23 protein-coding genes and 1 pseudogene are annotated in these 24663 nt (G+C 58.4%); 17 read left to right on the top strand and 7 right to left on the bottom strand.

The genetic code is table 11. The features are described from left to right. Positions 1–12: 12 nt before the first annotated feature. The 7 genes from BJP61_RS20190 to corA all read left to right on the top strand — a co-directional run bounded on the left by BJP61_RS20190 (position 13) and on the right by corA (position 7122). Positions 13–216 carry a lipoprotein gene (locus BJP61_RS20190; protein ID WP_038865811.1) on the top strand — a complete coding sequence of 68 codons (204 nt, stop codon included), beginning with the start codon at positions 13–15 and terminating at the stop codon, positions 214–216. A 32-nt stretch (positions 217–248) separates the two neighbouring features. Continuing rightward, positions 249–1073 (top strand): diaminopimelate epimerase, encoded by an 825-nt coding sequence (gene dapF / locus BJP61_RS20185; RefSeq protein ID WP_038865810.1) that lies wholly within the window; start codon positions 249–251, stop codon positions 1071–1073. Further along, entirely contained in the window at positions 1070–1774 is a 705-nt protein-coding gene (locus BJP61_RS20180) for a DUF484 domain-containing protein (protein WP_038865807.1), read from the top strand. Before dapF ends, BJP61_RS20180 begins: the two co-directional genes overlap by 4 nt. Continuing rightward, entirely contained in the window at positions 1771–2676 is a 906-nt protein-coding gene (gene xerC / locus BJP61_RS20175) for a tyrosine recombinase XerC (protein WP_038865805.1), read from the top strand. The genes BJP61_RS20180 and xerC overlap by 4 nt, the downstream gene beginning before the upstream one ends. Next, complete coding sequence (yigB, locus tag BJP61_RS20170) at positions 2676–3392, top strand: 5-amino-6-(5-phospho-D-ribitylamino)uracil phosphatase YigB (RefSeq protein WP_161580911.1); 717 nt, start codon at positions 2676–2678, stop codon at positions 3390–3392. Before xerC ends, yigB begins: the two co-directional genes overlap by 1 nt. A gap of 136 nt (positions 3393–3528) precedes the next feature. Continuing rightward, positions 3529–5691, top strand: coding sequence for a DNA helicase II (uvrD, locus tag BJP61_RS20165; RefSeq protein WP_038865801.1), 2163 nt, complete (start codon positions 3529–3531; stop codon positions 5689–5691). A 480-nt stretch (positions 5692–6171) separates the two neighbouring features. After that, entirely contained in the window at positions 6172–7122 is a 951-nt protein-coding gene (corA, locus tag BJP61_RS20160; protein ID WP_171999202.1) for a magnesium/cobalt transporter CorA, read from the top strand. A 55-nt stretch (positions 7123–7177) separates the two neighbouring features. Here the strand turns inward: corA and BJP61_RS20155 are convergent, their stop codons facing one another. From BJP61_RS20155 to yigI, 4 genes are all read right to left on the bottom strand, one after another. Continuing rightward, on the bottom strand, positions 7178–7582 hold the full coding sequence (locus tag BJP61_RS20155; protein WP_038865797.1) for a DUF2628 domain-containing protein: 405 nt from the start codon (positions 7580–7582) through the stop codon (positions 7178–7180). Between the two features lie 58 nt (positions 7583–7640). After that, on the bottom strand, positions 7641–8027 hold the full coding sequence (locus tag BJP61_RS20150) for a hypothetical protein (RefSeq protein ID WP_161580912.1): 387 nt from the start codon (positions 8025–8027) through the stop codon (positions 7641–7643). 189 nt (positions 8028–8216) lie between these two features. Then, positions 8217–9110 (bottom strand): EamA family transporter RarD, encoded by an 894-nt coding sequence (gene rarD, locus BJP61_RS20145; protein WP_007717103.1) that lies wholly within the window; start codon positions 9108–9110, stop codon positions 8217–8219. Positions 9111–9162: 52 nt separating this feature from the next. Further along, positions 9163–9633, bottom strand: a complete 471-nt coding sequence (gene yigI, locus BJP61_RS20140) for an acyl-CoA thioesterase YigI (protein ID WP_171999200.1) — start codon at positions 9631–9633, stop codon at positions 9163–9165. 179 nt (positions 9634–9812) lie between these two features. Between yigI and pldA the strand changes: the two genes are divergently transcribed. From pldA to rhtC, 3 genes are all read left to right on the top strand, one after another. Then, positions 9813–10682: a phospholipase A gene (pldA, locus tag BJP61_RS20135; RefSeq protein WP_038865789.1), complete on the top strand. Its 870-nt coding sequence runs from the start codon at positions 9813–9815 to the stop codon at positions 10680–10682. Between the two features lie 67 nt (positions 10683–10749). Beyond that, a complete protein-coding gene (gene recQ, locus BJP61_RS20130) occupies positions 10750–12579 on the top strand; it encodes an ATP-dependent DNA helicase RecQ (protein WP_075193434.1) in 1830 nt (609 codons plus the stop codon). 58 nt (positions 12580–12637) lie between these two features. Further along, positions 12638–13258, top strand: a complete 621-nt coding sequence (gene rhtC / locus BJP61_RS20125) for a threonine export protein RhtC (RefSeq protein WP_171999378.1) — start codon at positions 12638–12640, stop codon at positions 13256–13258. Here rhtC and rhtB read toward each other — a convergent pair whose 3' ends face one another. After that, positions 13259–13879: a homoserine/homoserine lactone efflux protein gene (gene rhtB, locus BJP61_RS20120; protein ID WP_038865784.1), complete on the bottom strand. Its 621-nt coding sequence runs from the start codon at positions 13877–13879 to the stop codon at positions 13259–13261. Between the two features lie 109 nt (positions 13880–13988). On the opposite strand from rhtB, the pseudogene pldB reads away from it, so the two are divergent. From pldB to BJP61_RS20105, 3 genes and pseudogenes are all read left to right on the top strand, one after another. Continuing rightward, positions 13989–14980, top strand: a pseudogene (gene pldB / locus BJP61_RS20115) (lysophospholipase L2). 49 nt (positions 14981–15029) lie between these two features. After that, a complete protein-coding gene (gene yigL / locus BJP61_RS20110; RefSeq protein WP_007754749.1) occupies positions 15030–15830 on the top strand; it encodes a sugar/pyridoxal phosphate phosphatase YigL in 801 nt (266 codons plus the stop codon). A 112-nt stretch (positions 15831–15942) separates the two neighbouring features. Continuing rightward, positions 15943–16842 carry a carboxylate/amino acid/amine transporter gene (locus BJP61_RS20105; protein ID WP_038865893.1) on the top strand — a complete coding sequence of 300 codons (900 nt, stop codon included), beginning with the start codon at positions 15943–15945 and terminating at the stop codon, positions 16840–16842. On the opposite strand, the gene metR is transcribed toward BJP61_RS20105, so the two are convergent. After that, entirely contained in the window at positions 16730–17683 is a 954-nt protein-coding gene (gene metR / locus BJP61_RS20100; protein WP_032991423.1) for an HTH-type transcriptional regulator MetR, read from the bottom strand. The two genes, BJP61_RS20105 and metR, sit on opposite strands and share 113 nt — an antisense overlap. A gap of 317 nt (positions 17684–18000) precedes the next feature. Here metR and metE point away from each other — a divergent pair, with 317 nt between their 5' ends. Further along, complete coding sequence (metE, locus tag BJP61_RS20095) at positions 18001–20262, top strand: 5-methyltetrahydropteroyltriglutamate--homocysteine S-methyltransferase (protein WP_171999198.1); 2262 nt, start codon at positions 18001–18003, stop codon at positions 20260–20262. 141 nt (positions 20263–20403) lie between these two features. Here the strand turns inward: metE and BJP61_RS20090 are convergent, their stop codons facing one another. Then, entirely contained in the window at positions 20404–21222 is an 819-nt protein-coding gene (locus BJP61_RS20090; protein ID WP_171999196.1) for a dienelactone hydrolase family protein, read from the bottom strand. 259 nt (positions 21223–21481) lie between these two features. Between BJP61_RS20090 and udp the strand changes: the two genes are divergently transcribed. The 3 genes from udp (at position 21482) to ubiE (ending at position 24660) form a co-directional block, all read left to right on the top strand. Next, positions 21482–22237 (top strand): uridine phosphorylase, encoded by a 756-nt coding sequence (gene udp, locus BJP61_RS20085; RefSeq protein ID WP_038865772.1) that lies wholly within the window; start codon positions 21482–21484, stop codon positions 22235–22237. Between the two features lie 144 nt (positions 22238–22381). Further along, positions 22382–23815 (top strand): DNA recombination protein RmuC, encoded by a 1434-nt coding sequence (gene rmuC / locus BJP61_RS20080; protein WP_171999194.1) that lies wholly within the window; start codon positions 22382–22384, stop codon positions 23813–23815. A gap of 89 nt (positions 23816–23904) precedes the next feature. Next, complete coding sequence (ubiE, locus tag BJP61_RS20075; RefSeq protein ID WP_075193431.1) at positions 23905–24660, top strand: bifunctional demethylmenaquinone methyltransferase/2-methoxy-6-polyprenyl-1,4-benzoquinol methylase UbiE; 756 nt, start codon at positions 23905–23907, stop codon at positions 24658–24660. Positions 24661–24663: the final 3 nt, after the last annotated feature.

Raw genomic sequence — 24663 nt, 5'->3', positions numbered from 1 at the left:
AGGCACCGATAAATGAAAACGATTTTTCGCTCTCTGGCAGTGATGCTGACGCTGTTTAGCCTCACCGGCTGTGGCCTTAAAGGCCCGCTTTACTTCCCGCCAGCAGACAGCAAAGCCCAGCCGCAGAAAGCGCCGGCTCCGGAAACCCAGTCAACGATGCCGGACACCAACAACCGTGGCGATACCGATGGCCCGACGCAGGTGAGCACGCAGTAATCTACTCGTAACCGCGCAAACGGAGTACAACAATGCAGTTCTCTAAAATGCATGGCCTGGGTAACGACTTTATGGTCGTGGACGCGGTGACGCAAAACGTCTTCTTTTCCCCTGAGCTGATCCGCCGTCTGGCGGACAGGCACCAGGGGGTGGGGTTCGATCAACTGCTGATCGTCGAGCCGCCTTACGATCCTGACCTGGATTTTCACTACCGTATTTTCAACGCCGACGGCAGCGAAGTGGCGCAGTGTGGCAACGGCGCGCGCTGTTTCGCGCGTTTTGTGCGCCTGAAAGGGCTGACCAACAAACGTGAAATCCGCGTCAGCACGGCGAATGGCCGGATGATCTTAACGGTCAATGAAGACGAGCTGGTGCGCGTAAACATGGGCGAGCCGGTATTCGAGCCCTCGCAGGTGCCGTTTCGTGCCAATAAAGCCGAGAAGACATACATCATGCGCGCCGCCGAACAGACCGTGCTGTGCGGCGTGGTCTCGATGGGCAACCCCCATTGCGTGATTCAGGTGGATGACGTCAGCACCGCGCCGGTGGAGACGCTGGGCCCGCTGATGGAAAGCCACGAGCGTTTTCCGGAGCGCGCCAACATCGGTTTTATGCAGGTGATGAACCCGGAGCATATCCGGCTGCGCGTGTTCGAGCGTGGCGCCGGAGAAACCCAGGCCTGCGGCAGCGGCGCGTGCGGCGCGGTGGCGGTCGGCATTCAGCAGGGGCTGCTGGCGCCGCAGGTGCGCGTTGATCTCCCTGGCGGTCGGCTGGATATCGCCTGGAAAGGGCCGGGCAACCCGCTCTTTATGACCGGCCCCGCCACCCACGTTTATGATGGATTTATTCACTTATGAGTAAGGCTGGAGAACAGCAGGAGACGCTGGCGGCGCTCGATGACGACGCGGTGCTCGACTATCTGCTGCGCCATCCCGATTTTTTTATCCGCAACGCCGCGATGGTTGAACAGATCCGCGTACCGCACCCGGTGCGCGGCTCGGTTTCGCTGGTAGAGTGGCACATGGCGCGCGCGCGCAACCACATCAACGAACTGGAAGAAAACATGACGTTGCTGATGGAGCAGGCGAGCGCCAACGAAGGGCTTTTTTACCGTCTGCTGAAGCTTCAGGGGCGTCTCGCCTGCGCGAACAGTCTTCAGGAGATGCTGGAGCGCCTTAACCGCTGGGCGCGCGATATGGGCCTTGCGGGCGCGAGCATTCGCCTGTTTCCGGAGCGCTGGCGGCTCGGCGCGCCGTCCGGCTTTACGCATCTGGCGCTGTCGCGTCAGGCATTCGAACCGGTGCGCATTCAGCGTCTCGGCCAGCAGACGCATTATCTGGGGACGCTGAACGGCCCGGAACTGCTGGTGGTGCTGCCGGAGGCAAAAGCTGTGGGCTCGGTGGCGATGTCGCTGCTCGGCGAACATGGCGAGCTCGGCGTGCTGATTTTCAGCAGCCGCGACCCGCAACATTATCAGCCAGGGCAGGGTACGCAGCTGTTGCATGAGCTGTCGCTGATGCTGCCCGATCTGCTGGCGCGCTGGATAGAACGCGTATGACAGCGTCGCCGCTCCAGCCGTCCGTCGCGCGGTTTCTGCGCTACCTGAAAGTCGAGCGCCAGCTAAGTCCGGTCACGCTGGTTAATTATGAACGTCAGCTGTCGGCCATTGTTGCGCTTGCGGGTGAGGCGGGGCTGAAAAGCTGGGCGCAGTGCGATGCCGCGATGGTGCGCTCGCTCGCGGTGCGCAGCCGCCGCGCGGGGCTGGGGCCATCAAGCCTCGCTTTGCGTCTCTCGGCGCTACGCAGCTTCTTTGACTGGCAGGTCAGCCAGGGCGAGTTGAAAGCGAATCCGGCAAAGGGCATCAGCACGCCGAAAACGCCGCGTCATCTGCCGAAAAATATTGATGTCGACGATGTGAACCGGCTGCTGGATATCGATCTCAACGATCCGCTGGCCGTGCGCGATCGCGCGATGCTGGAAATCATGTACGGGGCCGGGCTGCGTCTTTCCGAACTGGTGAACATCGACTGCAACCATCTTGATCTTGCCAGCGGCGAAGTCTGGGTGATGGGGAAAGGCAGCAAAGAGCGACGTCTGCCCATAGGGCGCAGCGCGGTGGCCTGGATTGAACACTGGCTCAACCTGCGTGAGCTGTTTGGCCCCGATACTGACGCGCTGTTTTTATCAAAGCAGGGCAAGCGCATCTCGGCGCGCAACGTGCAGAAACGCTTCGCGGAGTGGGGAATCAGACAGGGGCTGAACAGCCATGTGCATCCTCACAAACTGCGCCACTCGTTTGCGACGCATATGCTGGAATCGAGCGGCGATCTGCGCGCCGTGCAGGAGCTGCTCGGCCATGCGAATCTCTCCACCACCCAGATTTATACCCATCTTGATTTCCAGCATTTGGCTTCGGTATACGACGCGGCGCATCCACGCGCCAGACGGGGGAAACCGTAATGTACTTTTACCGTCCGCTGGGCGAGATTGCCGCCCTGACGTTCGACCTTGACGATACGCTTTACGATAACCGTCCGGTTATCGCCCGCACCGAGCAGGAGACGCTGGCGTTTATGCAGCGTTATCATCCGCGCCTCAACGCCTTCACTGCCGCCGATCTCCACCGCGCCCGCACTGCGCTTCGCCAGCAGGAGCCGGAAATTTATCACGACGTCACCGAATGGCGGCGGCGCGCGATTGAGCAGGTGATGCTCGAAGCCGGGCTGTCCGCGCATGAGGCCTCTGAGGGCGCGAACGACGCGATGCTGAACTTCGCCCGCTGGCGCAGCCGCATTGAAGTGCCGACGGAAAATCTTGAATGCTTACAGCATCTTGCCAAAAAGTGGCCGCTGGTGGCTATCACTAACGGCAACGCCGAGCCGGAACAGTTTGGCCTCGGCGGCCTGTTTCAGTTTGTGCTGCGCGCCGGGCCGCACGGTCGCGCCAAGCCTTATGGCGACATGTACCATCTGGCCGCGCAGAAGCTGGGCGTGGCGCCTGAGGCGCTCCTGCATGTGGGCGACGACCTGACCACTGACGTCGCGGGCGCTATCCGCGCGGGCGTTCAGGCGTGCTGGATAAACCTGCTGGATGGCGACCTGATGCAGATAGATGACAGCCGCTTGTTGCCGCATCTGGAGATTTCGCGGTTGGCATCCCTGACCTCGCTGATATAATCATCACCACTCTGTATATAATTCCAGGTTTTCGCCGGGCGGCGCTTTGCGTCGCCGCCCTGTCATGACCTAAGCCTGGTCTGCGAGACGCCTGCGGGCGTTTTGTGTTTTTCCTGTTTTTAACGCGGCGGTGCCAATGGACGTTTCTTACCTGCTCGACAGCCTTAACGATAAACAGCGCGAAGCCGTAGCCGCGCCGCGCAGCAATATGCTGGTGCTGGCGGGCGCGGGCAGCGGTAAGACGCGCGTGCTGGTGCATCGTATCGCCTGGCTGATGATGGTGGAAAACTGTTCGCCGTACTCCATTATGGCGGTGACCTTTACCAACAAAGCGGCGGCGGAGATGCGCCACCGTATCGGTCAGTTGATGGGCACCAGCCAGGGCGGCATGTGGGTCGGCACGTTCCACGGGCTCGCCCATCGTCTGCTGCGCGCGCACCATATGGACGCGAATCTCCCGCAGGATTTCCAGATCCTCGACAGCGACGATCAGCTGCGCCTGCTCAAGCGTCTTATCAAGGCGATGAATCTTGACGAGAAGCAGTGGCCGCCCCGTCAGGCGATGTGGTACATCAACGGCAAAAAAGATGACGGCCTGCGCCCGCAACATATTGAGAGCTATGGCAATCCGGTAGAGCAGACCTGGCAGAAAGTGTATCAGGCATACCAGGAGGCGTGCGATCGCGCCGGACTGGTGGACTTCGCCGAGCTGCTGCTGCGCGCCCATGAGCTGTGGCTTAACAAACCGCATATCCTCAACCACTACCGCGAGCGTTTCACCAATATTCTGGTGGATGAGTTTCAGGACACCAACGGCATTCAGTACGCCTGGATCCGCCTGCTGGCGGGCGACACTGGCAAGGTGATGATCGTTGGCGACGATGACCAGTCCATTTATGGCTGGCGCGGCGCGCAGGTCGAAAACATCCAGCGCTTCCTGAACGATTTCCAGGGCGCGCAGACTATTCGTCTGGAGCAGAACTACCGCTCTACCAACAATATTCTAAACGCCGCCAACGCCCTGATCGCCAATAACGCGGGGCGTCTTGGCAAAGAGCTGTGGACCGACGGCAGCGACGGCGAGCCTATCTCCCTCTACTGCGCTTTCAACGAGCTGGACGAAGCGCGCTTTGTGGTCAACCGCATCAAAGTGTGGCAGGAGAATGGCGGCGCGCTGCAGGACTGCGCGATCCTGTATCGCAGCAACGCCCAGTCGCGCGTGCTGGAAGAGGCGCTGTTACAGGCGAGCATGCCGTACCGCATCTACGGCGGCATGCGATTCTTCGAACGCCAGGAGATTAAAGACGCGCTGTCGTATCTGCGTCTTATCGCCAACCGCAACGACGACGCGGCTTTTGAGCGCGTAGTGAATACGCCGACGCGCGGCATCGGCGACCGCACGCTGGATGTGGTGCGTCAGACCGCGCGCGATCGCCAGCTCACGCTCTGGCAGGCGTGCCGTCAGTTGTTGCAGGAAAAAGCGCTGGCCGGACGCGCCGCCAGCGCGCTTCAGCGCTTCCTTGAGCTTATCGACGCGCTGGCGCATGACACTATCGATATGCCGCTGCATGTTCAGACCGACCGGGTTATCAAAGACTCCGGCCTGTGGCTGATGTATGAGCAGGAAAAAGGCGAGAAGGGCCAGGCGCGTATCGAAAACTTAGAGGAGCTGGTGACGGCGACGCGCCAGTTCAGCTACAACGAAGAAGACGAAGATTTAATGCCGCTGCAGGCGTTTTTGTCCCACGCGGCGCTGGAAGCGGGCGAAGGGCAGGCCGACGCCTGGCAGGATGCGGTGCAGCTGATGACCCTGCACTCCGCCAAAGGGCTGGAGTTTCCGCAGGTATTTATCGTCGGTATGGAAGAGGGCATGTTCCCGAGCCAGATGTCGCTTGATGAAGGCGGTCGTCTGGAAGAAGAGCGCCGGCTGGCCTATGTGGGCGTCACTCGCGCCATGCAGAAGCTGACGCTGACCTACGCAGAAACCCGTCGCCTGTACGGCAAAGAGGCGTATCACCGTCCGTCGCGCTTTATCGCCGAACTGCCGGAAGGTTGTGTGGAAGAAGTACGCCTGCGCGCGAGCGTCAGCCGCCCGGTCAGCCATAAGCAGCTGGGCGCGCCGATAGCGCAGAACGACTCTGGCTATAAGCTTGGCCAGCGCGTGCGCCACCCGAAATTCGGCGAAGGCACGATTGTGAATCTCGAAGGCAGCGGCGAACACAGCCGTTTGCAGGTGGCGTTCAACGGGCAGGGCATCAAATGGCTGGTGGCCGCCTACGCGCGCCTCGAAAACGTCTGACGCTTTCACACTCAGGCAGAAAAGGCCGCCGGCGCGTTGCGTCAGCGGCCTTTTTCTTTTCTTCACGCGAAGCCGGATTTTCTGTCATCTGGAGCGGCGATAATCGCCCGGACAGGGAAGAAGCGAAGCGCGAAAACGCCCCGGCAAAACGCGCCCGCAGGCACTATAATTCCCATCAATCATTGAGGTGTTTTATCTTAAGTGTACGTGTTGACGCCTAATTTTTGGTGGCGTAACATGCGCCCACGATTACGCTAAGAGGACATTCGCCTTGGACACACCCAGTAGATGCTGGCTCAAAAACCTGTCAAACAGGAACAACTCCTAAGGCTATCCTCTTACGCTGATGGCCTTAGTGGTTGTCAGCGACTGTTTTCTCTCCCGTCGCGCTGAGTCAGGCTGTTTAATGGTCTGAAACCCAATCTGTTTCTGTGTGCCCAACCGAACTGTCCAGAATTTGTTTTTTTGGGAGTCCCGGTCATGCTGAGCGCATTTCAACTGGAAAACAACAAACTGTCCCGCCTCGAAGTTGACGAGGCCGTTTCGCTGAAAGATTCCATCTGGATTGATCTGGTGGAGCCGGAAGAGAGCGAACGACAGCGCGTGCAAACGGAACTTGACCAAATCCTGGCGACACGCCCGGAACTGGAGGATATCGAAGCCTCCGCCCGTTTCTTCGAAGATGAAGACGGGCTGCACATTCACTCGTTTTTCTTTTATGAAGACGCGGAAGATCACGGCGGCAACTCCACCGTGGCGTTCACGATCCGCAACGGCCGTCTGTTTACGCTGCGCGAGCGCGAACTGCCCGCGTTTCGTCTGTACCGCATGCGCGCCCGCAGCCAGTCGATGATGGACGGCAACGCCTATGAACTGCTGCTCGACCTGTTTGAAACCAAAATTGAACAGCTGGCGGACGAGATCGAAAACATCTACAGCGATCTTGAAAACCTGAGCCGCGTTATCATGGAAGGGCAGCAGGGCGACGAGTATGACGAGGCGCTCTCGACGCTGGCGGAGCTGGAAGATACCGGCTGGAAGGTGCGTTTGTGTCTGATGGATACCCAGCGCGCGCTGAACTTCCTCGTGCGCAAGGCGCGTCTGCCGGGCGGCCAGCTGGAGCAGGCGCGCGAGATCCTGCGCGACATCGAATCCCTGTTGCCGCACAACGAATCGCTGTTCCAGAAGGTGAACTTCCTGATGCAGGCGGCGATGGGCTTTATCAATATCGAGCAGAACCGCATCATCAAAATCTTCTCGGTGGTGTCCGTGGTTTTCCTGCCGCCGACGCTGGTGGCCTCCAGCTACGGGATGAACTTTGAGTTTATGCCGGAGCTGCACTGGAGCTACGGCTACCCCGCCGCGATTGTCGCCATGCTGCTGGCGGGGCTGGCGCCATATCTCTACTTCAAGCGTAAGAACTGGTTATAAAAGCAAAAAAGCCTCTTCCATGAAGAGGCTTTTTTCATAGTGCGAGGGGGGAGCCTTACAAGCTCCAGTCCTGCTTGCCTTTGACTTTCAGATCGTAATACCAGGTATTGGTACGTAAGGCAAAATAGATCGGTACGATATAGATCAGTCCTTTTATCCCCAGCAGCACGGTAATAAAGCCGACGATGAAAAAGGCTATCACGCAAATAATACTTTTCTTCCAAAGGCCGAGGATAGCCAGATAAATGAAGGAGAAAAAGTAAGTGAAGAAATTGATCATCACCTTAAGGCGTGCCATAAAGCCCATCTTTTTCAGCGCGCCACTCCACTCCGGCGTCGGGAAAAGGATGCCGGGATAACCATGCTCCTCAATGAACGCAAAGCGTGTTTTCCATTTATCGCTTAGCTTCTCGTCTGCCATAAAGTCGTAGTGGTTTTTATTGTTTTCCATGCTGGACATCCTGAAGGCTCCTTAACGCCTGAAATTTTGCTGGGGTGAGCGACATTACCGCCCGATTTTATTGCGCTTTTTTTGCGACGGCAGGTGCCGGGGCGGCCAGCAGCAGTAGCGTCATCACCACCTGAAAACTGCCGCCGAGCGAAAGGTATTCTATGCGGCCTGGCTCGAAACCTCGCAGATAAGCGATGACTATCCCGGCAATCCACATTGCCAGTGAATAGAACAGGTAATTTCGCGCTTTCAGACCGGCGTCACGGGCACGCATCGCACCGGCGCGGTAATAGAGCCAGAGAGCAATTAAAAAGGGAGCAAGCGCCACATCGTCAGGCGCGATCGCAAGTATCAGGCCCAGACCGAACAGCAAACCGATAAGCCATGCCAGATAAGGCAGGCGGCGCATGCTGGCCGTGCGCGGCGGGAAAAAGAAAGCAAGCAGGGCAGACATCAAAATACCTTTAACGCCTTTTGCTGTGGCGATATACAAAAAGCGTAATGCATAAAAGCCGGATTATAGGTAAGCGCATTAGGGTTGCAAGACAGCGTGCTGGCAAATATCAGTAGGTGAGAAACGCGATTATTTGGTGTAAGCAGCCATCACAGGGCGGAAATAAGGCCCCGTGATGGCCGTTATTGTTTAGCTACGACGCAAACGCCGTTGGGTATACAGCGCATCCATAATAAATATCGCCAGCGCCAGCCAGATAAACCCGAAGGTCACCATTTTATCGGGGCCTGGCACTTCGTCATAAAAGGCGACGGCCAGCAGGAACATCAGCGTCGGGCCGATGTACTGGAAAAAGCCGAGCGTGGAGAGGCGCAGGCGCGTCGCGGCGGCGGTGAAGCAGAGCAGCGGGATCGTCGTCACCACACCTGCTGCCATCAGCAGCAGATTCAGCGACCACGGATTGCTGCCCATATGGCTGGTCGGGCTGTCGGCGATGCCGAACAGGTAAATCGCCGCGACCGGCAGCAGCCACAGGGTTTCCATCAGCATGCCGGTTTGCGCGTCCACCATGATCTTTTTACGTACCAGGCCGTAGAAGGCGAAACTAAAGGCAAGGCCGAGTGCGATAACCGGCAGCGAGCCGAACGTCCAGAGCTGCACCAGCACGCCGCAGGCTGCCAGCAGCACCGCCAGCCACTGCATCCGGCGAAAGCGTTCGCCAAGAAAAATCATCCCCAGCAGCACGTTTACCAGCGGGTTTATGAAATAACCGAGGCTGGCTTCCAGCAGGTGATGATTATTCACCGACCAGATAAACAGCAGCCAGTTGCCGCCTACCAGCACGGCGCTGAGCGCGAGGCTGAACACTTTTTTCGGCGTCGCGAATAACCGTTTTACCGAGCCCCACTGACGGCTCAGGCTGATTAACGCCAGCATAAAGAAGAATGACCAGATAACGCGGTGCGTCAGAATTTCATCGGCGGGAACCGCCTGAATCAGTTTGAAATAGGCGGGCGCAATGCCCCAGATAAAATAAGCGGCGAGCGCGAATAACACACCCTGACGCGTCTGTTTAGCATCCATGTAAAACTCTTATCATGAGAAAAGTGTGAGCAGTTTATCAGCAATGCGCAGGTTACCCCACCATGTAGGTGGCCGTGGCGCTGGCGATATAAACCTGCTCTTCGTTGTGTAATTCGACACGCGCGACCGCGACTTTATTACCTGCGCGCAACAGCGTGCTGGAGGCCGTAAAGCGCTGGCCGCGACCGGGACGCAGGTAATCAACGCGCATATCGATAGTGCCCATCCGGGACAGGCGCTGGCGCAGCTCTTCTTCGCTGATGCTGTCGTGGCGCGTCAGCGTGCTGCCGACGCACACCAGGCCCGCCGCCACATCCAGCGCCGAGGCGATGGCGCCGCCGTGCAAAATGCTCTGCGCCCAGTTGCCCACCAGCATCTGCTGGTTATTAAACGCGAGCTGGGCATACGCTTTTTCGTAACGTTCCAGCTCCAGCCCGAGGGCGCGGTTAAACGGCATGTGATAAACAAAGATTTCGCCGACCAGTTGCAGGGCTGCTTCCGGAGTCAGCAGAGGTGCAGACATGATGATTTCCTCGACCGAAAAGACATGGCACACAAGGTTAAATGAATGTTGATTTTATGCTTCCCATTTGTTGCTTTCCAGTTTAAGAAAGCAGGACTAAGCAGACGCGAAATAAATATGTAGAATGGCTGCCGGATAATAATTCATCATCGAAATATTCGTTCAGGAGAACATTGCCGATGCGCACGTTTCTGGGTTGGTTTATGGCGGCAAGTTTGCTGCCATGCACAGCATTAGCACAGGAAGCGACCATGAAAGAGGTGCATGATGCGCCTGCCGTTCGCGGCAGCATCATCGCCAACCTGCTTCAGGAGCACGATAACCCGTTTACGCTTTACCCGTATGAGAGCAACTATCTGCTCTATACCGTCACCGACGATCTCAATAAAGAGGCGATTAAGTCCTACGACTGGACCGATAACGCTCGCAAAGATGAAGTGAAATTTCAGCTGAGCCTGGCGTTCCCGTTCTGGCGCGGCATTATGGGGCCGAACTCGGTGCTGGGCGCGTCTTATACTCAGAAATCCTGGTGGCAGCTTTCCAACAGCGGGCAGTCGTCGCCGTTTCGTGAAACCAACTATGAACCGCAGTTGTTCTTAGGCTTCGCGACCGACTATCAGCTGGCGGGCTGGACGCTGCGCGATGTGGAGTTTGGTTATAACCATCAGTCGAATGGCCGCTCGGATCCCACCTCCCGCAGCTGGAACCGTCTCTACACGCGCCTCATGGCGCAAAACGAAAACTGGCTGGTGGAAGTGAAGCCGTGGTATGTGATTGGCGATACCGACGACAACCCGGATATCACGAAATACATGGGTTACTACCAGCTCAAGGTCGGTTACCAGTGGGGCGAGGCCATTTGGAGTGTGAAAGGGCAATATAACTGGAACACCGGCTACGGCGGCGCCGAGCTGGGCCTGAGCTACCCGATAACCAAACACGTGCGCCTCTACACTCAGCTCTACAGCGGCTACGGCGAATCGTTAATTGATTACAACTTTAACCAGACTCGCTTTGGCTTTGGGGTTATGCTTAACGATCTGTTCTGAGGCATTGCAGTTTCCGACGCAGGCGCTGAAAATAGCGCCTGTTTTATTTTCAGTATCTGGAGTGAGTGTGGCGCAGGCGGAAGTTTACAGTCAGGAAACGCTGGCTAAGCAGGTTTTACAGGAAACCTTTGGCTATCAGCAGTTCCGTCCAGGCCAGGCCACCATTATCGACGCGGTGCTTGAAGGGCGCGACTGCCTGGTGGTGATGCCCACCGGCGGCGGCAAATCGCTGTGTTATCAAATCCCGGCGCTGGTGAAAACCGGCCTGACCGTGGTGGTTTCTCCGCTTATTTCCTTAATGAAAGATCAGGTCGACCAGCTGCTGGCGAACGGCGTGGCGGCGGCGTGCCTGAACTCGACGCAAAGCCGCGACGAGCAGCAGGCCGTGATGGCGGGCTGTCGTACCGGTCAGGTGCGTCTGCTCTATATCGCGCCGGAAAGGCTGATGATGGATAACTTCATCGACAGCCTGAGCTACTGGAATCTGGCGATGGTCGCGGTGGATGAAGCGCACTGTATTTCGCAGTGGGGCCACGATTTCCGTCCGGAATACGCGGCGCTCGGACAGCTGCGCGCGCGGTTCCCGGCCGTGCCGTTTATGGCGCTCACCGCCACGGCGGATGACACCACGCGCCGCGATATCGTGCGCCTGCTGGGCCTTGACGATCCGCTGATTGAAATCAGCAGCTTCGACCGTCCGAACATCCGTTACATGCTGATGGAGAAATTCAAGCCGCTCGATCAGCTGATGCGCTATGTCCAGGAGCAGCGCGGTAAATCCGGCATCATCTACTGCAACAGCCGCGCGAAAGTGGAAGATACCGCCGCGCGTCTGCAAAGCCGCGGCATCAGCGCGGCGGCTTATCACGCCGGGCTGGAGCATGAAGTGCGCGCCTCGGTGCAGGAGAAATTCCAGCGCGACGATTTACAGATAGTGGTAGCGACCGTGGCGTTCGGCATGGGCATCAACAAGCCCAACGTGCGCTTTGTCGTGCACTTCGATATTCCCCGTAATATTGAGTCTTACTATCAGGAGACGGGCCGCGCCGGGCGCGATGGGCTGCCGGCGGAGGCGATGCTGTTCTACGATCCGGCGGATATGGCCTGGTTGCGCCGCTGTCTGGAGGAGAAAGCGCCCGGCCCGCTTCAGGATATTGAGCGTCACAAACTCAACGCGATGGGCGCGTTCGCCGAGGCGCAGACCTGCCGCCGTCTGGTGCTGCTCAATTACTTCGGCGAAGGGCGCCAGGCACCATGCGGCAACTGCGATATCTGTCTCGATCCGCCGCGCCGCTACGACGGGCTGGTGGACGCGCAAAAAGCGCTGTCGGCTATCGCGCGCGTCGAGCAGCGCTTTGGCATGGGATATGTGGTGGAGGTGCTGCGCGGGGCGAATAACCAGCGCATCCGCGAGCTCGGTCACGACAAGCTCAAGGTGTACGGCATCGGGCGCGATCAAAGCCAGGAGCACTGGGTCAGCGTTATTCGCCAGCTTATTCATCTGGGCGTGGTGACGCAGAATATTGCGCAGCACTCGGCGCTCCAGCTCACCGAAGCGGCGCGTCCGTTCCTGCGTGGCGAAGCCCCGCTGATGCTGGCGGTGCCGCGCGTTGCGGCGCTGAAACCGCGTGTGGCGCAGAAATCGTACGGCGGCAATTACGACCGCAAACTGTTCGCCAAATTGCGCAAGCTGCGTAAAGCCATCGCCGATGAAGAGAATATTCCGCCGTATGTCGTCTTTAACGACGCGACGCTGATTGAAATGGCCGAGCAGATGCCGCTCAGCCCTGGCGAAATGCTCGGTATTAACGGCGTCGGTACCCGCAAACTGGAGCGCTTCGGCAGACCGTTTATGACGCTCATCCGCGAGCATGTCGACGGCGACGACGAAGAGTAGTCAGCCCCGCGCAAACATGCCAGGATGAATGTTCTCTGATTTTACCTGGCAAACCTCTATGTTAACGCTGTTCTTTACCGTCGCGATGGTGCATCTGGTGGCGCTGGCAAGCCCCGGCCCTGATTTCTTTTTCGTCTCGCAAACGGCGGCCAGCCGTTCGCGCAAAGAGGCGCTGATGGGCGTGCTGGGCATTACCGCCGGCGTCATGGTCTGGTCTGGCGTGGCGCTGCTCGGCCTGCATCTTATTCTCGAAAAAATGGCCTGGCTGCATAACATCATTGTGGTGGGCGGCGGGCTGTATCTGTGCTGGATGGGGTATCAGATGCTCCGTGGCGCGATGAAAAAAAGCGCGCCGACGACTGACGCGCCGCCGGTAGAGCTGGCGGCACGCGGGCGCAGTTTCCTGAAAGGGATGCTCACCAATCTTGCGAACCCGAAAGCGGTTATCTATTTCGGCAGCGTATTTTCACTGTTTGTCGGCGACAGCGTCGGCACCAGCGCGCGCTGGGGGATCTTTGTGCTGATAGCGCTGGAAACCTTCGCATGGTTTGCGCTGGTGGCGAGCGTCTTCGCGCTGCCGAAAATGCGTCGGGGTTATCAGCGTCTCGCGAAGTGGATCGACGGCACGGCCGGCGCGCTGTTCACCGGCTTCGGCATCCACCTCATCATCTCTCGCTAATCAGGCGCGGCGCGCGGTAGCCAGTAGCGCGCCGACCAGCATAAACAGCGAACCAAACACTCTATTTAAGGCCTTCATCTGATGCGGGCCTTTAATCCATCCGCCGATACGCGTTGCAAGCGTCGCGTAGCCAATCATCACGATGATATCCACCACCACGGTCGTCACGCCGAGCACCACATACTGCATCATCTGCGGCTGATGCGGCACGATAAACTGCGGAAACAGCGCGGCGAGAAACACGATGCTTTTCGGGTTAGTGAGGTTCACAAACACCGCGCGCTTAAAGAGTCTGCTGCGCGGCTGGCTTTGCGCCAGCGCGTTAAGGTCGATAGCGCCCGCGGCGCGCCACTGCTGAATGCCAAGCCAGATAAGATACGCGGCACCCGCCCATTTCAGCACTTCGAATGCCATCAGCGAGCGGGAAAACAGCGCGCCCAGCCCGATGCCGACCAGGACGATATGCAGCGCCAGGCCGGTCTGTAGCCCGGCGATAGAGGCCGCCGCGCCGCGATAGCCGTGGCTGATGGCGGTGCTCATGGTGTTAATCGCGCCGGAACCCGGCGAGAGGCTGAGAATAAGGGTCGTCAGAAGGTAGGTACACCACCACTCGAAGGTCATGCGAAGCTCCCTGATTGCGCACTTTTATGCCACAATACGCTATTGTTGAGGTATGTGCTACGAATCACAAAAAAGCCCGGACAGGCGTGGATGCGGAGCAATAAGGACCATGACCAGACACAGGAACGGTTGGTTTTCACGGGAAACAGGATTCGCGGCGTTCACCATGGGGCCGCTGACAGCTTTCTGGCAACAGCGCGAAGAAGACGAATTTTTGGGCGTTGACGATATTCCGGTGCGCTTTGTGCGTTTTCGTGCCGAAAACCACGAGCGTGTTATCGTCGTCTGCCCTGGTCGCATTGAATCCTACGTAAAATATGCGGAACTGGCTTACGATCTGTTCCACTGTGGGTTTGATGTGTTGATCATCGACCACCGCGGACAGGGGCGCTCCGGACGTCTGCTTGACGATCCGCATCGCGGCCACGTCGTAAACTTCAGCGATTATGTCGATGATTTCGAACGTTTCTGGCAGCAGGAAGTGGCGACAGGCCCGTGGCGTAAACGCTATCTGCTGGCCCATTCGATGGGCGGGGCGATTGGGACGCTCTTTCTGCTGCGTAACCCGAAAGCGTTTGACGCCGTGGCGCTGTGCGCACCGATGTTCGGTATTATTATCCGCTTGCCGGACTGGATGTTGCGCTCGATCCTTGACTGGGCGGAAGAGTACCCGTCGCTGCGTGACGGCTATGCTATCGGCACCGGACGCTGGCGGCCGCTGCCTTTTAGCCTCAACGTGCTGACCCACAGCCACGCGCGCTACCGACGTAATCTGCGTTTTTATGCTGACGAGCCGCAACTGCGCGTCGGCGGGCCGACATACCACTGGGTGCGGGAAGGCATCCAGGCCGGAGAACAGGTGCTGGCGGGGGCCACCGACAGCACCACGCCGCTATTGTTACTCCAGGCAGAACTGGAACGTGTGGTGGATAACCGCTCGCACGACCGCTTCTGTGAACTTCGCGCCGCGGCGGGCCACCCGTGTTGGGGGGTAAACCTTACGTCATTAAAGGCGCGTACCATGAGATCCTGTTTGAGCAGGACGCTATGCGCGCCGAAGCGCTGAATGCCATTGTCGATTTCTTCGACGAGCATAACTGATTACTCGCGACCGGAGCGTCTGGTCGCTCCACCAGAGGTTTATTTTTATATGTATCAGGTCGTTGCGTCTGATTTAGACGGCACACTCTTATCCCCTGACCATACGCTGACGCCGTTTGCCAAACAAACGCTCAAATTGCTTACCGCCCGCGGCGTGAATTTCGTATTCGCCACCGGCCGCCACCATATCGACGTGGGGCAGATTCGTGACGGCCTGGAGATCAAGGCTTACATGATCACCTCTAACGGCGCGCGGGTGCACGACACCGACGGCAATCTGGTCTTTACCCATAATCTCGACACCGATATCGCCGCCGATCTCTTCGGCGTGGTGCGCGACAACCCGGACATCATCACCAACGTCTATCGCGACGATGAATGGTTTATGAGTCGTGAGCGCCCGGACGAGCTGAAATATTTTAAAGAAGCCGTCTTTAAGTATTCGCTGTTCGAGCCGGCGTTGCTGGAGCCGCAGGGCGTCAGCAAAGTCTTTTTCACCTGCGACGTGCATGAAAAATTGCTGCCGCTGGAGCAGGCTATCAACGCCCGCTGGGGCGATCGCGTCAACGTCAGTTTCTCCACGCTGACCTGTCTCGAAGTGATGGCGGGCGGCGTCTCCAAAGGCCACGCGCTGGAGGCAGTCGCCAAAGCGATGGGCTACGGGCTGGAGTCCTGCATCGCGTTCGGCGACGGCATGAACGACGCAGAAATGCTCTCGATGGCGGGTAAAGGCTGCATTATGGGTAACGCGCACCAGCGCCTGAAGGATCTGCTGCCGGAACTGGAAGTGATTGGCACCAACGGTGAAGACGCCGTCCCGCACTATCTGCGTAAGCTTTTTCTCGCGTAATTCTCAGGGTGACAAGTGGTTTATCGGTAACCACTTGTCAACCAAATAGTGCAACTTTTCGCCAGCAGCTTCGCTACAATGCCTCTCTTTGTTTTCTGTAGAGATGATTATTGTGGCGTTACTCATCATCACCACGATTCTGTGGGCCTTTTCTTTTAGCCTGATCGGCGAATACCTCGCGGGCCATGTGGACAGCTATTTCTCGGTGCTGATGCGCGTCGGGCTGGCGGCGCTGGTGTTCCTGCCGTTTTTACGCACCCGCGGACAGAGCCTGAAAACGCTCTCGCTCTATATGCTGGTGGGCGCGCTGCAGCTGGGCGTGATGTACCTGTTCAGCTTCCGGGCATACCTCTACCTGACGGTGTCAGAATTCCTGCTGTTCACTGTCCTGACGCCGCTCTATATCACGCTGATTTACGATCTGCTGAGCCGTCGCCCGCTGCGCTGGGGCTACGCGTTAAGCGCGGGGCTTGCGGTCATCGGAGCGGCGATTATCCGCTATGACAAAGTGAGCGATCATTTCTGGACCGGGCTGATGCTGGTGCAGCTGGCGAATATCAGTTTCGCCATTGGGATGGTGGGCTATAAGCGGCTGATGGAAACGCACCCGATGCCGCAGCACAGCGCGTTTTCGTGGTTCTATCTCGGGGCATTCCTGGTGGCGGTCGTCGCCTGGTTCGCGCTCGGCAACCCGCAGAAGCTGCCAACCACGAATTTGCAGTGGGGCATTCTGGTGTGGCTGGGCGTCGCGGCGTCCGGGCTGGGGTATTTCATGTGGAACTATGGCGCCACGCAGGTGGACGCCGGCACGCTCGGCATTATGAATAACGTGCATGTGCCCGCCGGGCTGCTGGTCAATCTCGCCATCTGGCAGGAGCAGCCCCACTGGCCGAGCTTCATCATTGGGGGAGCGGTGATAATGGCTTCTCTGTGGGTCCACCGACGCTGGGTCGCGCCGCGCTCCGCACAAACGGCAGCGAATCACAGGCGTGCTGACGCGCCTGCTGAATAAACGCCTCCGTTACCGGCTGGCGCTGCTCGCCATCGCGCACCGCAGCGTACAGCCGGCTCCATAACCCGTCGCCAAGCGCGCGCGTTACCACCAGCCCCTGCCGCTCGAAATTTTCCACAACCCAGTGCGGCAGCGCGGCGATGCCCATGCGCGCCGACACCATCTGGATCAGCAGCAGCGTGTTATCAACGCTTTTCAGCGTCGGGCTGACCCCCGCAGGCTGTAAAAAGTGTCGCCAGACGTCAAGGCGACTGCGCTGTACCGGGTAGATAAGCAGCGTCTCGCTGGCGAAATCCTCCGGCGTCACCTGCGCTTTGGTCGCCAGCGGATGATCCGGCGCCACCACCAGGCGCACTTCAAAATCAAACATCGGCGAATAGTGCAGGCCGCTGCGCGGCAGAATGTCCGAGGTCAGCACCAGATCAAGTTCGTCCTGCTGCAACGCAGGTTGCGGATCAAACGTCACGCCTGATTTGAAATCCATCTCCACCTGCGGCCAGCGCTGGCGAAACGCTTCCAGCGCCGGCGCCAGCCACTGAATGCAGCTGTGGCACTCAATCGCGATGCGCAGCCGGGTCTGCTGCGGTTCGTTGCACGCCTGCAACGCGCGGCTAATCTGCGGCAGCACCTGGGCTGCGAGCTGCAACAGGATCTCGCCCTGCGGCGTAAAGCGCAGCGGCTGGCTTTTACGCACGAACAGCCGGAAGCCAAGACGCTGCTCCAGATCGCTGAACTGGTGTGAAAGAGCCGATTGGGTCTGATGCAGCGAGGCCGCCGCCGCCGCCAGCGAGCCGCAATTGCGCAGCGCCTGGAGCGTTCGCAGGTGTTTTATCTCGATCATGAAAGTCCTTCACTTGGCCATGAACATTTTGCGCTTGAGGAATATACAGTAACTGCCAATTATGGATGTGTAAACATCTGGACGTCCAAACTCGTCATAATTCGACTTGCAGATGCGTTGGCTTTCCTCGCTCGCCCCAGTCACTTACTGAAGTAAGCTCCTGGGGACTCGCTGCGTCGCCGCCTTTCTGCAAGCCGAATTATTTAGAGTTAGCCCCTTCGGAGGCGGATCCGAAATACACACGGATTAATTAAGAAGATCAGACGAACAGATTCATCTCCTGACACGGGATTCATTCTTAAGAGAGGCAGAACATCATGACTATCCATAATCACACCCTCGGTTTTCCCCGCGTCGGCCTGCGTCGCGAACTGAAAAAAGCGCAAGAAAGCTACTGGGCGGGCAAGAGCACGCGTGAAGAATTACTGGCGGTGGGCCGCGAGCTGCGCGCACGCCACTGGGAGCAACAAAAAGCGGCGGGGATCGATCTGCTGCCGGTGGGCGATTTCGCCTGGTACGATCATGTGCTGACCACCAGCCTGCTGCTCGGCAACGTCCCGGCACGCCACCAGAACGCCGACGGGTCGGTCGATATCGACACGCTATTCCGTATCGGTCGCGGCCGCGCGCCAACGGGCGAGCCCGCAGCGGCCGCTGAAATGACCAAATGGTTTAACACCAACTACCACTACATGGTGCCGGAATTCACCAAAGGCCAGCAGTTTGCGCTGACCTGGACGCAACTGCTGGACGAAGTGGACGAAGCGCTGGCGCTCGGCCACCATGTCAAACCAGTGCTGCTTGGCCCGGTTACTTATCTGTGGCTTGGCAAAGTGAAGGGGGAGCAATTTGATCGCCTCTCGCTGCTGAACGATATTCTGCCGGTCTACCAGCGGGTATTGGCGGAGCTTGCGAAGCGCGGCATCCAGTGGGTGCAGATTGACGAACCGGCGCTGGTGCTGGAGCTGCCGCAGGCGTGGCTCGACGCGTTCAAACCGGCCTACGACGCCCTGCAGGGCCAGACCAAACTGCTGCTGACCACCTATTTTGAAGGCGTGACCGACAATCTCGATACCATCACCGCGCTGCCGGTGCAGGGGCTGCATGTCGACCTGGTGCATGGTCATGACGACGTGAACGAACTGCATCGTCGCCTGCCGCAGGAGTGGCTGCTCTCGGCGGGCGTGATTAACGGGCGTAACGTCTGGCGCGCCGATCTCAGCGAGAAATATGCGCAGCTGAAGGCGGTCGCCGGGCAGCGCGAACTCTGGGTCGGCTCTTCCTGCTCGCTGCTGCACAGCCCGATTGATCTCAGTGTCGAGACCCGTCTGGATGCCGAGGTGAAAAGCTGGTTCGCCTTCGCGCTGCAAAAATGTGAGGAGCTGGCGCTGCTGCGTGACGCGCTGAACAGCGGCGATACGGCAAAAATCGACCAGTGGAGCGCGCCGATCCAGGCCCGTAAACACTCGGCCCGCGTGCATAACCCGGCGGTAGAGCAGCGCCTTCAGGCGATTACGCCGCAGGACAGCCAGCGCGCCCATGCGTACCCGGTGCGTGCCGAAGCGCAGCGTGCCCGCTTTAATCTGCCGGCCTGGCCGACCACGACGATAGGCTCCTTCCCGCAGACGACGGAAATCCGCGGCCTGCGTCTGGATTTCAAAAAAGGTAATCTGGATGCGGCAAACTACCGTACCGGCATCGCAGAACATATTAAACAGGCGATCGTCGAGCAGGAGCGTCTGGGCCTTGACGTGCTGGTGCATGGCGAAGCCGAGCGTAACGACATGGTGGAGTATTTCGGCGAACATCTTGATGGCTTTGTCTTTACCCAAAACGGCTGGGTACAGAGCTACGGCTCCCGCTGCGTGAAGCCGCCGGTGGTAATTGGCGACATCAGCCGTCCGGCGCCGATTACGGTGGAGTGGGCGAAATACGCGCAGTCGCTGACCGACAAACCGGTGAAAGGGATGCTGACCGGCCCGGTGACGATCCTGTGCTGGTCGTTCCCGCGTGAGGATGTCTCCCGTGAAACCATCGCGAAACAGATTGCGCTGGCGCTGCGCGATGAAGTGGCGGATCTCGAAGCGGCGGGCATCGGCATTATTCAGATTGACGAACCGGCGTTGCGCGAAGGGTTGCCGCTCAAGCGCAGCGACTGGGACGCGTATCTCGCCTGGGGCGTGGAGGCGTTTCGCCTGAACGCGGCCGTCGCGAAGGATGATACCCAGATCCACACCCACATGTGTTATTGCGAGTTTAACGACATCATGGACTCCATCGCCGCGCTGGATGCGGACGTCATCACCATCGAAACGTCACGTTCGGATATGGAGCTGCTGGAGTCGTTCGAAGAGTTTGAATACCCGAACGAAATCGGGCCGGGCGTTTACGATATTCATTCGCCGAACGTGCCGGATGTGGCGTGGATCGAAGCGCTGCTGAAAAAAGCTGCGCAGCGTATTCCGCAGGAGCGGCTGTGGGTGAACCCGGATTGTGGTCTGAAAACCCGTGGCTGGCCGGAGACCCGCGCGGCCCTCGCCAATATGGTGAAAGCGGCGCAGAACCTGCGTCAGGCTTAAAGGTTGTGATGAGGGCGGGTGGCGCTTCGCGTACCCGTCCTGGCATCGTGATACCCGTTTTTCGTAGGGGGTAAGCGTAGCGCACCCGCCATGTACTCATCTCCACACGCAAAAAAACGCCCGGTTTACCGGGCGTTTTTCTTATCCTTTCTTGTCACCGTAGGTCTGGAACCACGCTAGCATTCGCTCCCAACCATCCTTTGCCGACGCCTCGTGATAGCTCGGGCGATAATCGGCGTTAAAGGCGTGACCCGCGTCCGGGTAAACAATAATTTCCGCATTCGCGTTGGCGGCGCGCAAGGCATGACGCATCGTTTCCACGCTCTCCAGCGGAATGCCGGTATCCTGCGCGCCATACAGCCCCAGCACGGGCGCGGTGAGATCGGTCGCGATATCCACCGGGTGTTTCGGCGAGTTCAGCGTCTTATCGCCCAATAATTTGCCATACCAGGCCACCGCCGCTTTTAACTGCGGATTATGCGCGGCATACAGCCAGGCGATGCGTCCGCCCCAGCAGAAGCCGGTCAGCGTCAGACGATGCGCGTCGCCGCCGTTACGCGAGGCCCAGCTCGCGACATGGTCTAAATCCGCGAGAACCTGCGCATCCGGTACTTTCGAAACCAGATTGCTTAACAGCGAGGAGATATCGTCATAGTCGTTCGGGTCGCCCTGACGGAAATAGAGCTCCGGCGCCACCGCCAGATAGCCTTCCAGGGCCAGACGACGGCAGATATCGCGAATATGTTCATGTACGCCGAAAATCTCCTGGACCACGATCACCACGGGCAGCGGGCCATTGGCCTCCCGCGGGCGGGCGTGATAAGCAGGCATATTTTCGCCCTGTGTCGGGATCGAGGTTTCGCCCGCGATAATGGCATCCTGCGGCGTATGAACTACCGTTGAAGCGACAGGTGAGGCCGCAGCGGCAAAGCCTGCCGGATGGTCAGTTGTGTTGGTCATGGCATTCTCCGTACCCGTTATTGTTTTAGCGCAACCCTAACTATAGCCTGCGTGTGGCGAGCGTGGGGGTGGCAAAAGGCGTCATCAACGGCGCACAATCTCGCTTTTAAGGTTGTATGTGTGACTGTCATCACGAAATAATGGCAAATTAATGCAACTCCTTTCTTTTGAAGTGAATTCGGTCACGAAAAAGGCCGGAAAGGTTCTGTAAAGTACCGTTTTGCTTCTCCTGACAAACCGACCCACAGAGGAGTCACCTATGTCTGATGTTTTTCACCTCGGCCTTAAAAAAAGCGATCTTCAGGGCGCTGAGCTTGCGATTGTTCCCGGCGACCCGGAGCGAGTGGAAAAGATCGCCGCGCTGATGGATAAGCCGGTCAAACTGGCCTCTCACCGTGAATTCACCTCCTGGCGCGCCGAGCTTGATGGCAAGGCGGTCATTATTTGCTCTACCGGTATTGGCGGCCCGTCAACCTCTATTGCTGTAGAAGAGCTGGCGCAGCTGGGCATCCGCACCTTCCTGCGCGTGGGCACCACTGGCGCTATCCAGCCGCACATCAACGTAGGCGACGTGCTGGTCACGACCGCGTCAGTACGCCTTGACGGCGCCAGCCTGCATTTCGCGCCGATGGAATACCCGGCGGTGGCTGATTTCGCCTGCACCACCGCGCTGGTGGAAGCCGCGAAAGCGGTCGGCGCCACCACGCACATCGGCGTAACAGCATCTTCCGACACCTTCTATCCGGGCCAGGAGCGTTACGACACGTTCTCTGGCCGCGTGGTCAGCCGCTTTACTGGCTCTATGAAAGAGTGGCAGTCAATGGGCGTGATGAACTATGAAATGGAATCCGCCACGCTGCTGACCATGTGTTCGAGCCAGGGCTTGCGTGCCGGGATGGTGGCGGGCGTTATCGTCAACCGCACCCAGCAAGAGATCCCGAACGCTGAAACCATGAAGCAAACCGAAAGCCACGCGGTGAAAATCGTGGTCGAGGCGGCGCGCCGTCTTCTCTGAATGCTCCCTTCAGGCCGGCGTTCTGCCGGCCTTTTTGCGTAATGTCTCGCAGGAATAACGCTCCTTACAGAAAAACGCTTTTCCTCTGGAATTATGTACAGCACAATCCTCTCTGGCGTGATACGCGGTCAGGCAGGAGGCGTGGTGGAAATTTCATATCTGGTATTAGCGGTGGTCGCGCTGGCGGGCGTTGCGGTTGGCTGGCTTATGTCGGGCCTGCGAACCGCCCAACAGAAAGCGGAGCTGCTGGCCGAGCAGCGCGATATTTATGGCGAACTGAGCGCCGCCCGCGAGGCGCTGGCGCATAACCAGCACTGGCGCGACGAATGCGAGCTTCTCAATAATGAACTGCGCAACCTGCGGGAAATCAACAGCTCGCTGGAATCCGATCTGCGCGAGGTCACCACCCGTCTGGAAGCCACGCAGGTGCACGCCGAAGAAAAGCTGCGCCAGATGATAAGCAGCGAACAGCGACTCAGCGAACAATTTGAAAATCTTGCCAACCGCATTTTTGAGCAGAGCCGCCGACAGGTCGATGAGCAAAACCGCCAGAGCCTGAACGGCCTGCTGTCGCCGCTGCGTGAGCAGCTCGACGGCTTTCGCCGCCAGGTACAGGAAAGCTTCGGGCAGGAGGCGCGCGAGCGCCATACGCTTGCCCACGAAATCCGCAATCTTCAGCAGCTGAATGCGCAAATGGCGCAGGAGGCCATCAACCTGACGCGCGCGTTAAAAGGCGACAATAAGGTTCAGGGCAACTGGGGAGAAGTGGTGCTCGCCCGTGTACTGGAGGCTTCCGGTCTGCGCGAAGGACATGAGTATGAAACCCAGGTCAATATTCAGCTTGCCGACCGCAGCCGCATGCAGCCGGACGTTATAGTGCGTTTGCCGCAGGGCAAAGATGTGGTGATTGACGCCAAGATGACTCTCGTGGCTTATGAGCGTTATTTCAACGCGGAAGATGACTACAGCCGCGAGTTGGCCATCAACGAGCATATCGCCGCTATCCGTAACCATATCCGGTTGCTGGGCCGCAAGGATTACCAGCAACTGCCGGGGTTGCGCACGCTGGATTACGTGCTGATGTTTATTCCGGTCGAACCCGCCTTTTTACTGGCTATCGACAAACAGCCGGAGCTCATCAGCGAAGCGTTAAAAAACAATATCATGTTGGTGAGCCCGACCACGCTGCTGGTGGCGTTGCGCACTATTTCTAACCTCTGGCGTTATGAGCATCAAAGCCGCAACGCCCAGCAGATAGCCGACCGCGCCAGCCGCCTGTACGACAAAATGCGGCTTTTCATTGATGACATGAGCGCTATCGGTCAGAACCTCGATAAAGCCAGCGACAGCTACCGGCAGGCGATGAAAAAGCTCGCCACCGGGCGCGGCAATCTGCTCGCCCAGGCGGAGGCGTTCCGTGGAATGGGCGTCGAGGTGAAGCGCGAGATTAATCCGGATTTGGTCGAACAGGCGACGCAGGAAGATGAGGCGTTCGCGCTTTCCGACGCCGATGCGCTTGCTGACGCTCCAGATGAAAACAGCCACTTAGCGGCGTTTCGCGTTGCGGGCGAGCGCTGAGCGGCGCGGCAATGCCGCCTTGAATCGTAGGGCAATTGCGGCCAATCTGTTACACTTCACAAACATTTCCTTGATAAGCAGGCACTGAGATGGTTGAAGATTCACAAGATACAACGCACTTTGGCTTCCAGACCGTAGCGAAAGAGCAAAAAGCGGATATGGTGGCGCAGGTCTTCCACTCCGTGGCGGCGAAATATGATGTCATGAACGACCTGATGTCGTTTGGCATTCATCGCCTGTGGAAGCGCTTCACTATCGATTGCAGCGGCGTGCGTCGCGGCCAGAAGGTTCTTGACCTCGCAGGCGGCACCGGCGATTTGACCGCCAAATTTTCCCGTCTGGTCGGCGAGAGCGGCAAAGTAGTGCTCGCAGATATCAATGATTCCATGCTGAAAATGGGCCGCGAAAAGCTGCGTAACACCGGCATCATCGGCAACGTCGAGTATGTCCAGGCCAACGCGGAAGCGCTGCCGTTCCCGGATAACACCTTTGACTGCATCACAATTTCCTTCGGCCTGCGTAACGTCACCGATAAAGAAAAAGCGCTGCGCTCTATGTTCCGCGTGCTGAAGCCGGGCGGTCGTCTGCTGGTGCTGGAGTTCTCCAAACCCGTGTTCGAGCCCCTGAACAAAGCGTATGACGCCTACTCTTTCCATATTCTGCCGCGCGTCGGTGAACTGGTGGCGAAAGACGCCGGCAGCTACCGTTATCTGGCCGAATCTATCCGCATGCATCCGGATCAGGAAACCCTGAAAGCGATGATGAACGACGCGGGCTTTGAGAACGTTAACTACTACAACATGACCGGCGGGATCGTAGCGCTGCATCGCGGCTACAAATTCTGAGGA

This window comes from Cronobacter sp. JZ38, from assembly GCF_008932145.1.
In the GTDB taxonomy this organism is placed as follows: domain Bacteria; phylum Pseudomonadota; class Gammaproteobacteria; order Enterobacterales; family Enterobacteriaceae; genus Cronobacter; species Cronobacter muytjensii.
The sequence above is the reverse complement of the archived record's forward strand: the minus strand, read 5'-3'. Positions and strand labels throughout refer to the sequence as shown.

Excerpts from the sequence above, each read along its gene's own strand:
- BJP61_RS20190 (WP_038865811.1), top strand. The coding sequence starts at position 13 with ATGAAAACGATTTTTCGCTCTCTGGCAGTGATGCTGACGCTGTTTAGC.
- dapF (WP_038865810.1), top strand. The coding sequence starts at position 249 with ATGCAGTTCTCTAAAATGCATGGCCTGGGTAACGACTTTATGGTCGTG.
- BJP61_RS20180 (WP_038865807.1), top strand. The coding sequence starts at position 1,070 with ATGAGTAAGGCTGGAGAACAGCAGGAGACGCTGGCGGCGCTCGATGAC.
- xerC (WP_038865805.1), top strand. The coding sequence starts at position 1,771 with ATGACAGCGTCGCCGCTCCAGCCGTCCGTCGCGCGGTTTCTGCGCTAC.
- yigB (WP_161580911.1), top strand. The coding sequence starts at position 2,676 with ATGTACTTTTACCGTCCGCTGGGCGAGATTGCCGCCCTGACGTTCGAC.
- uvrD (WP_038865801.1), top strand. The coding sequence starts at position 3,529 with ATGGACGTTTCTTACCTGCTCGACAGCCTTAACGATAAACAGCGCGAA.
- corA (WP_171999202.1), top strand. The coding sequence starts at position 6,172 with ATGCTGAGCGCATTTCAACTGGAAAACAACAAACTGTCCCGCCTCGAA.
- BJP61_RS20155 (WP_038865797.1), bottom strand. The coding sequence starts at position 7,582 with ATGTCCAGCATGGAAAACAATAAAAACCACTACGACTTTATGGCAGAC.
- BJP61_RS20150 (WP_161580912.1), bottom strand. The coding sequence starts at position 8,027 with ATGTCTGCCCTGCTTGCTTTCTTTTTCCCGCCGCGCACGGCCAGCATG.
- rarD (WP_007717103.1), bottom strand. The coding sequence starts at position 9,110 with ATGGATGCTAAACAGACGCGTCAGGGTGTGTTATTCGCGCTCGCCGCT.
- yigI (WP_171999200.1), bottom strand. The coding sequence starts at position 9,633 with ATGTCTGCACCTCTGCTGACTCCGGAAGCAGCCCTGCAACTGGTCGGC.
- pldA (WP_038865789.1), top strand. The coding sequence starts at position 9,813 with ATGCGCACGTTTCTGGGTTGGTTTATGGCGGCAAGTTTGCTGCCATGC.
- rhtC (WP_171999378.1), top strand. The coding sequence starts at position 12,638 with ATGTTAACGCTGTTCTTTACCGTCGCGATGGTGCATCTGGTGGCGCTG.
- rhtB (WP_038865784.1), bottom strand. The coding sequence starts at position 13,879 with ATGACCTTCGAGTGGTGGTGTACCTACCTTCTGACGACCCTTATTCTC.
- yigL (WP_007754749.1), top strand. The coding sequence starts at position 15,030 with ATGTATCAGGTCGTTGCGTCTGATTTAGACGGCACACTCTTATCCCCT.
- metR (WP_032991423.1), bottom strand. The coding sequence starts at position 17,683 with ATGATCGAGATAAAACACCTGCGAACGCTCCAGGCGCTGCGCAATTGC.
- metE (WP_171999198.1), top strand. The coding sequence starts at position 18,001 with ATGACTATCCATAATCACACCCTCGGTTTTCCCCGCGTCGGCCTGCGT.
- BJP61_RS20090 (WP_171999196.1), bottom strand. The coding sequence starts at position 21,222 with ATGACCAACACAACTGACCATCCGGCAGGCTTTGCCGCTGCGGCCTCA.
- udp (WP_038865772.1), top strand. The coding sequence starts at position 21,482 with ATGTCTGATGTTTTTCACCTCGGCCTTAAAAAAAGCGATCTTCAGGGC.
- ubiE (WP_075193431.1), top strand. The coding sequence starts at position 23,905 with ATGGTTGAAGATTCACAAGATACAACGCACTTTGGCTTCCAGACCGTA.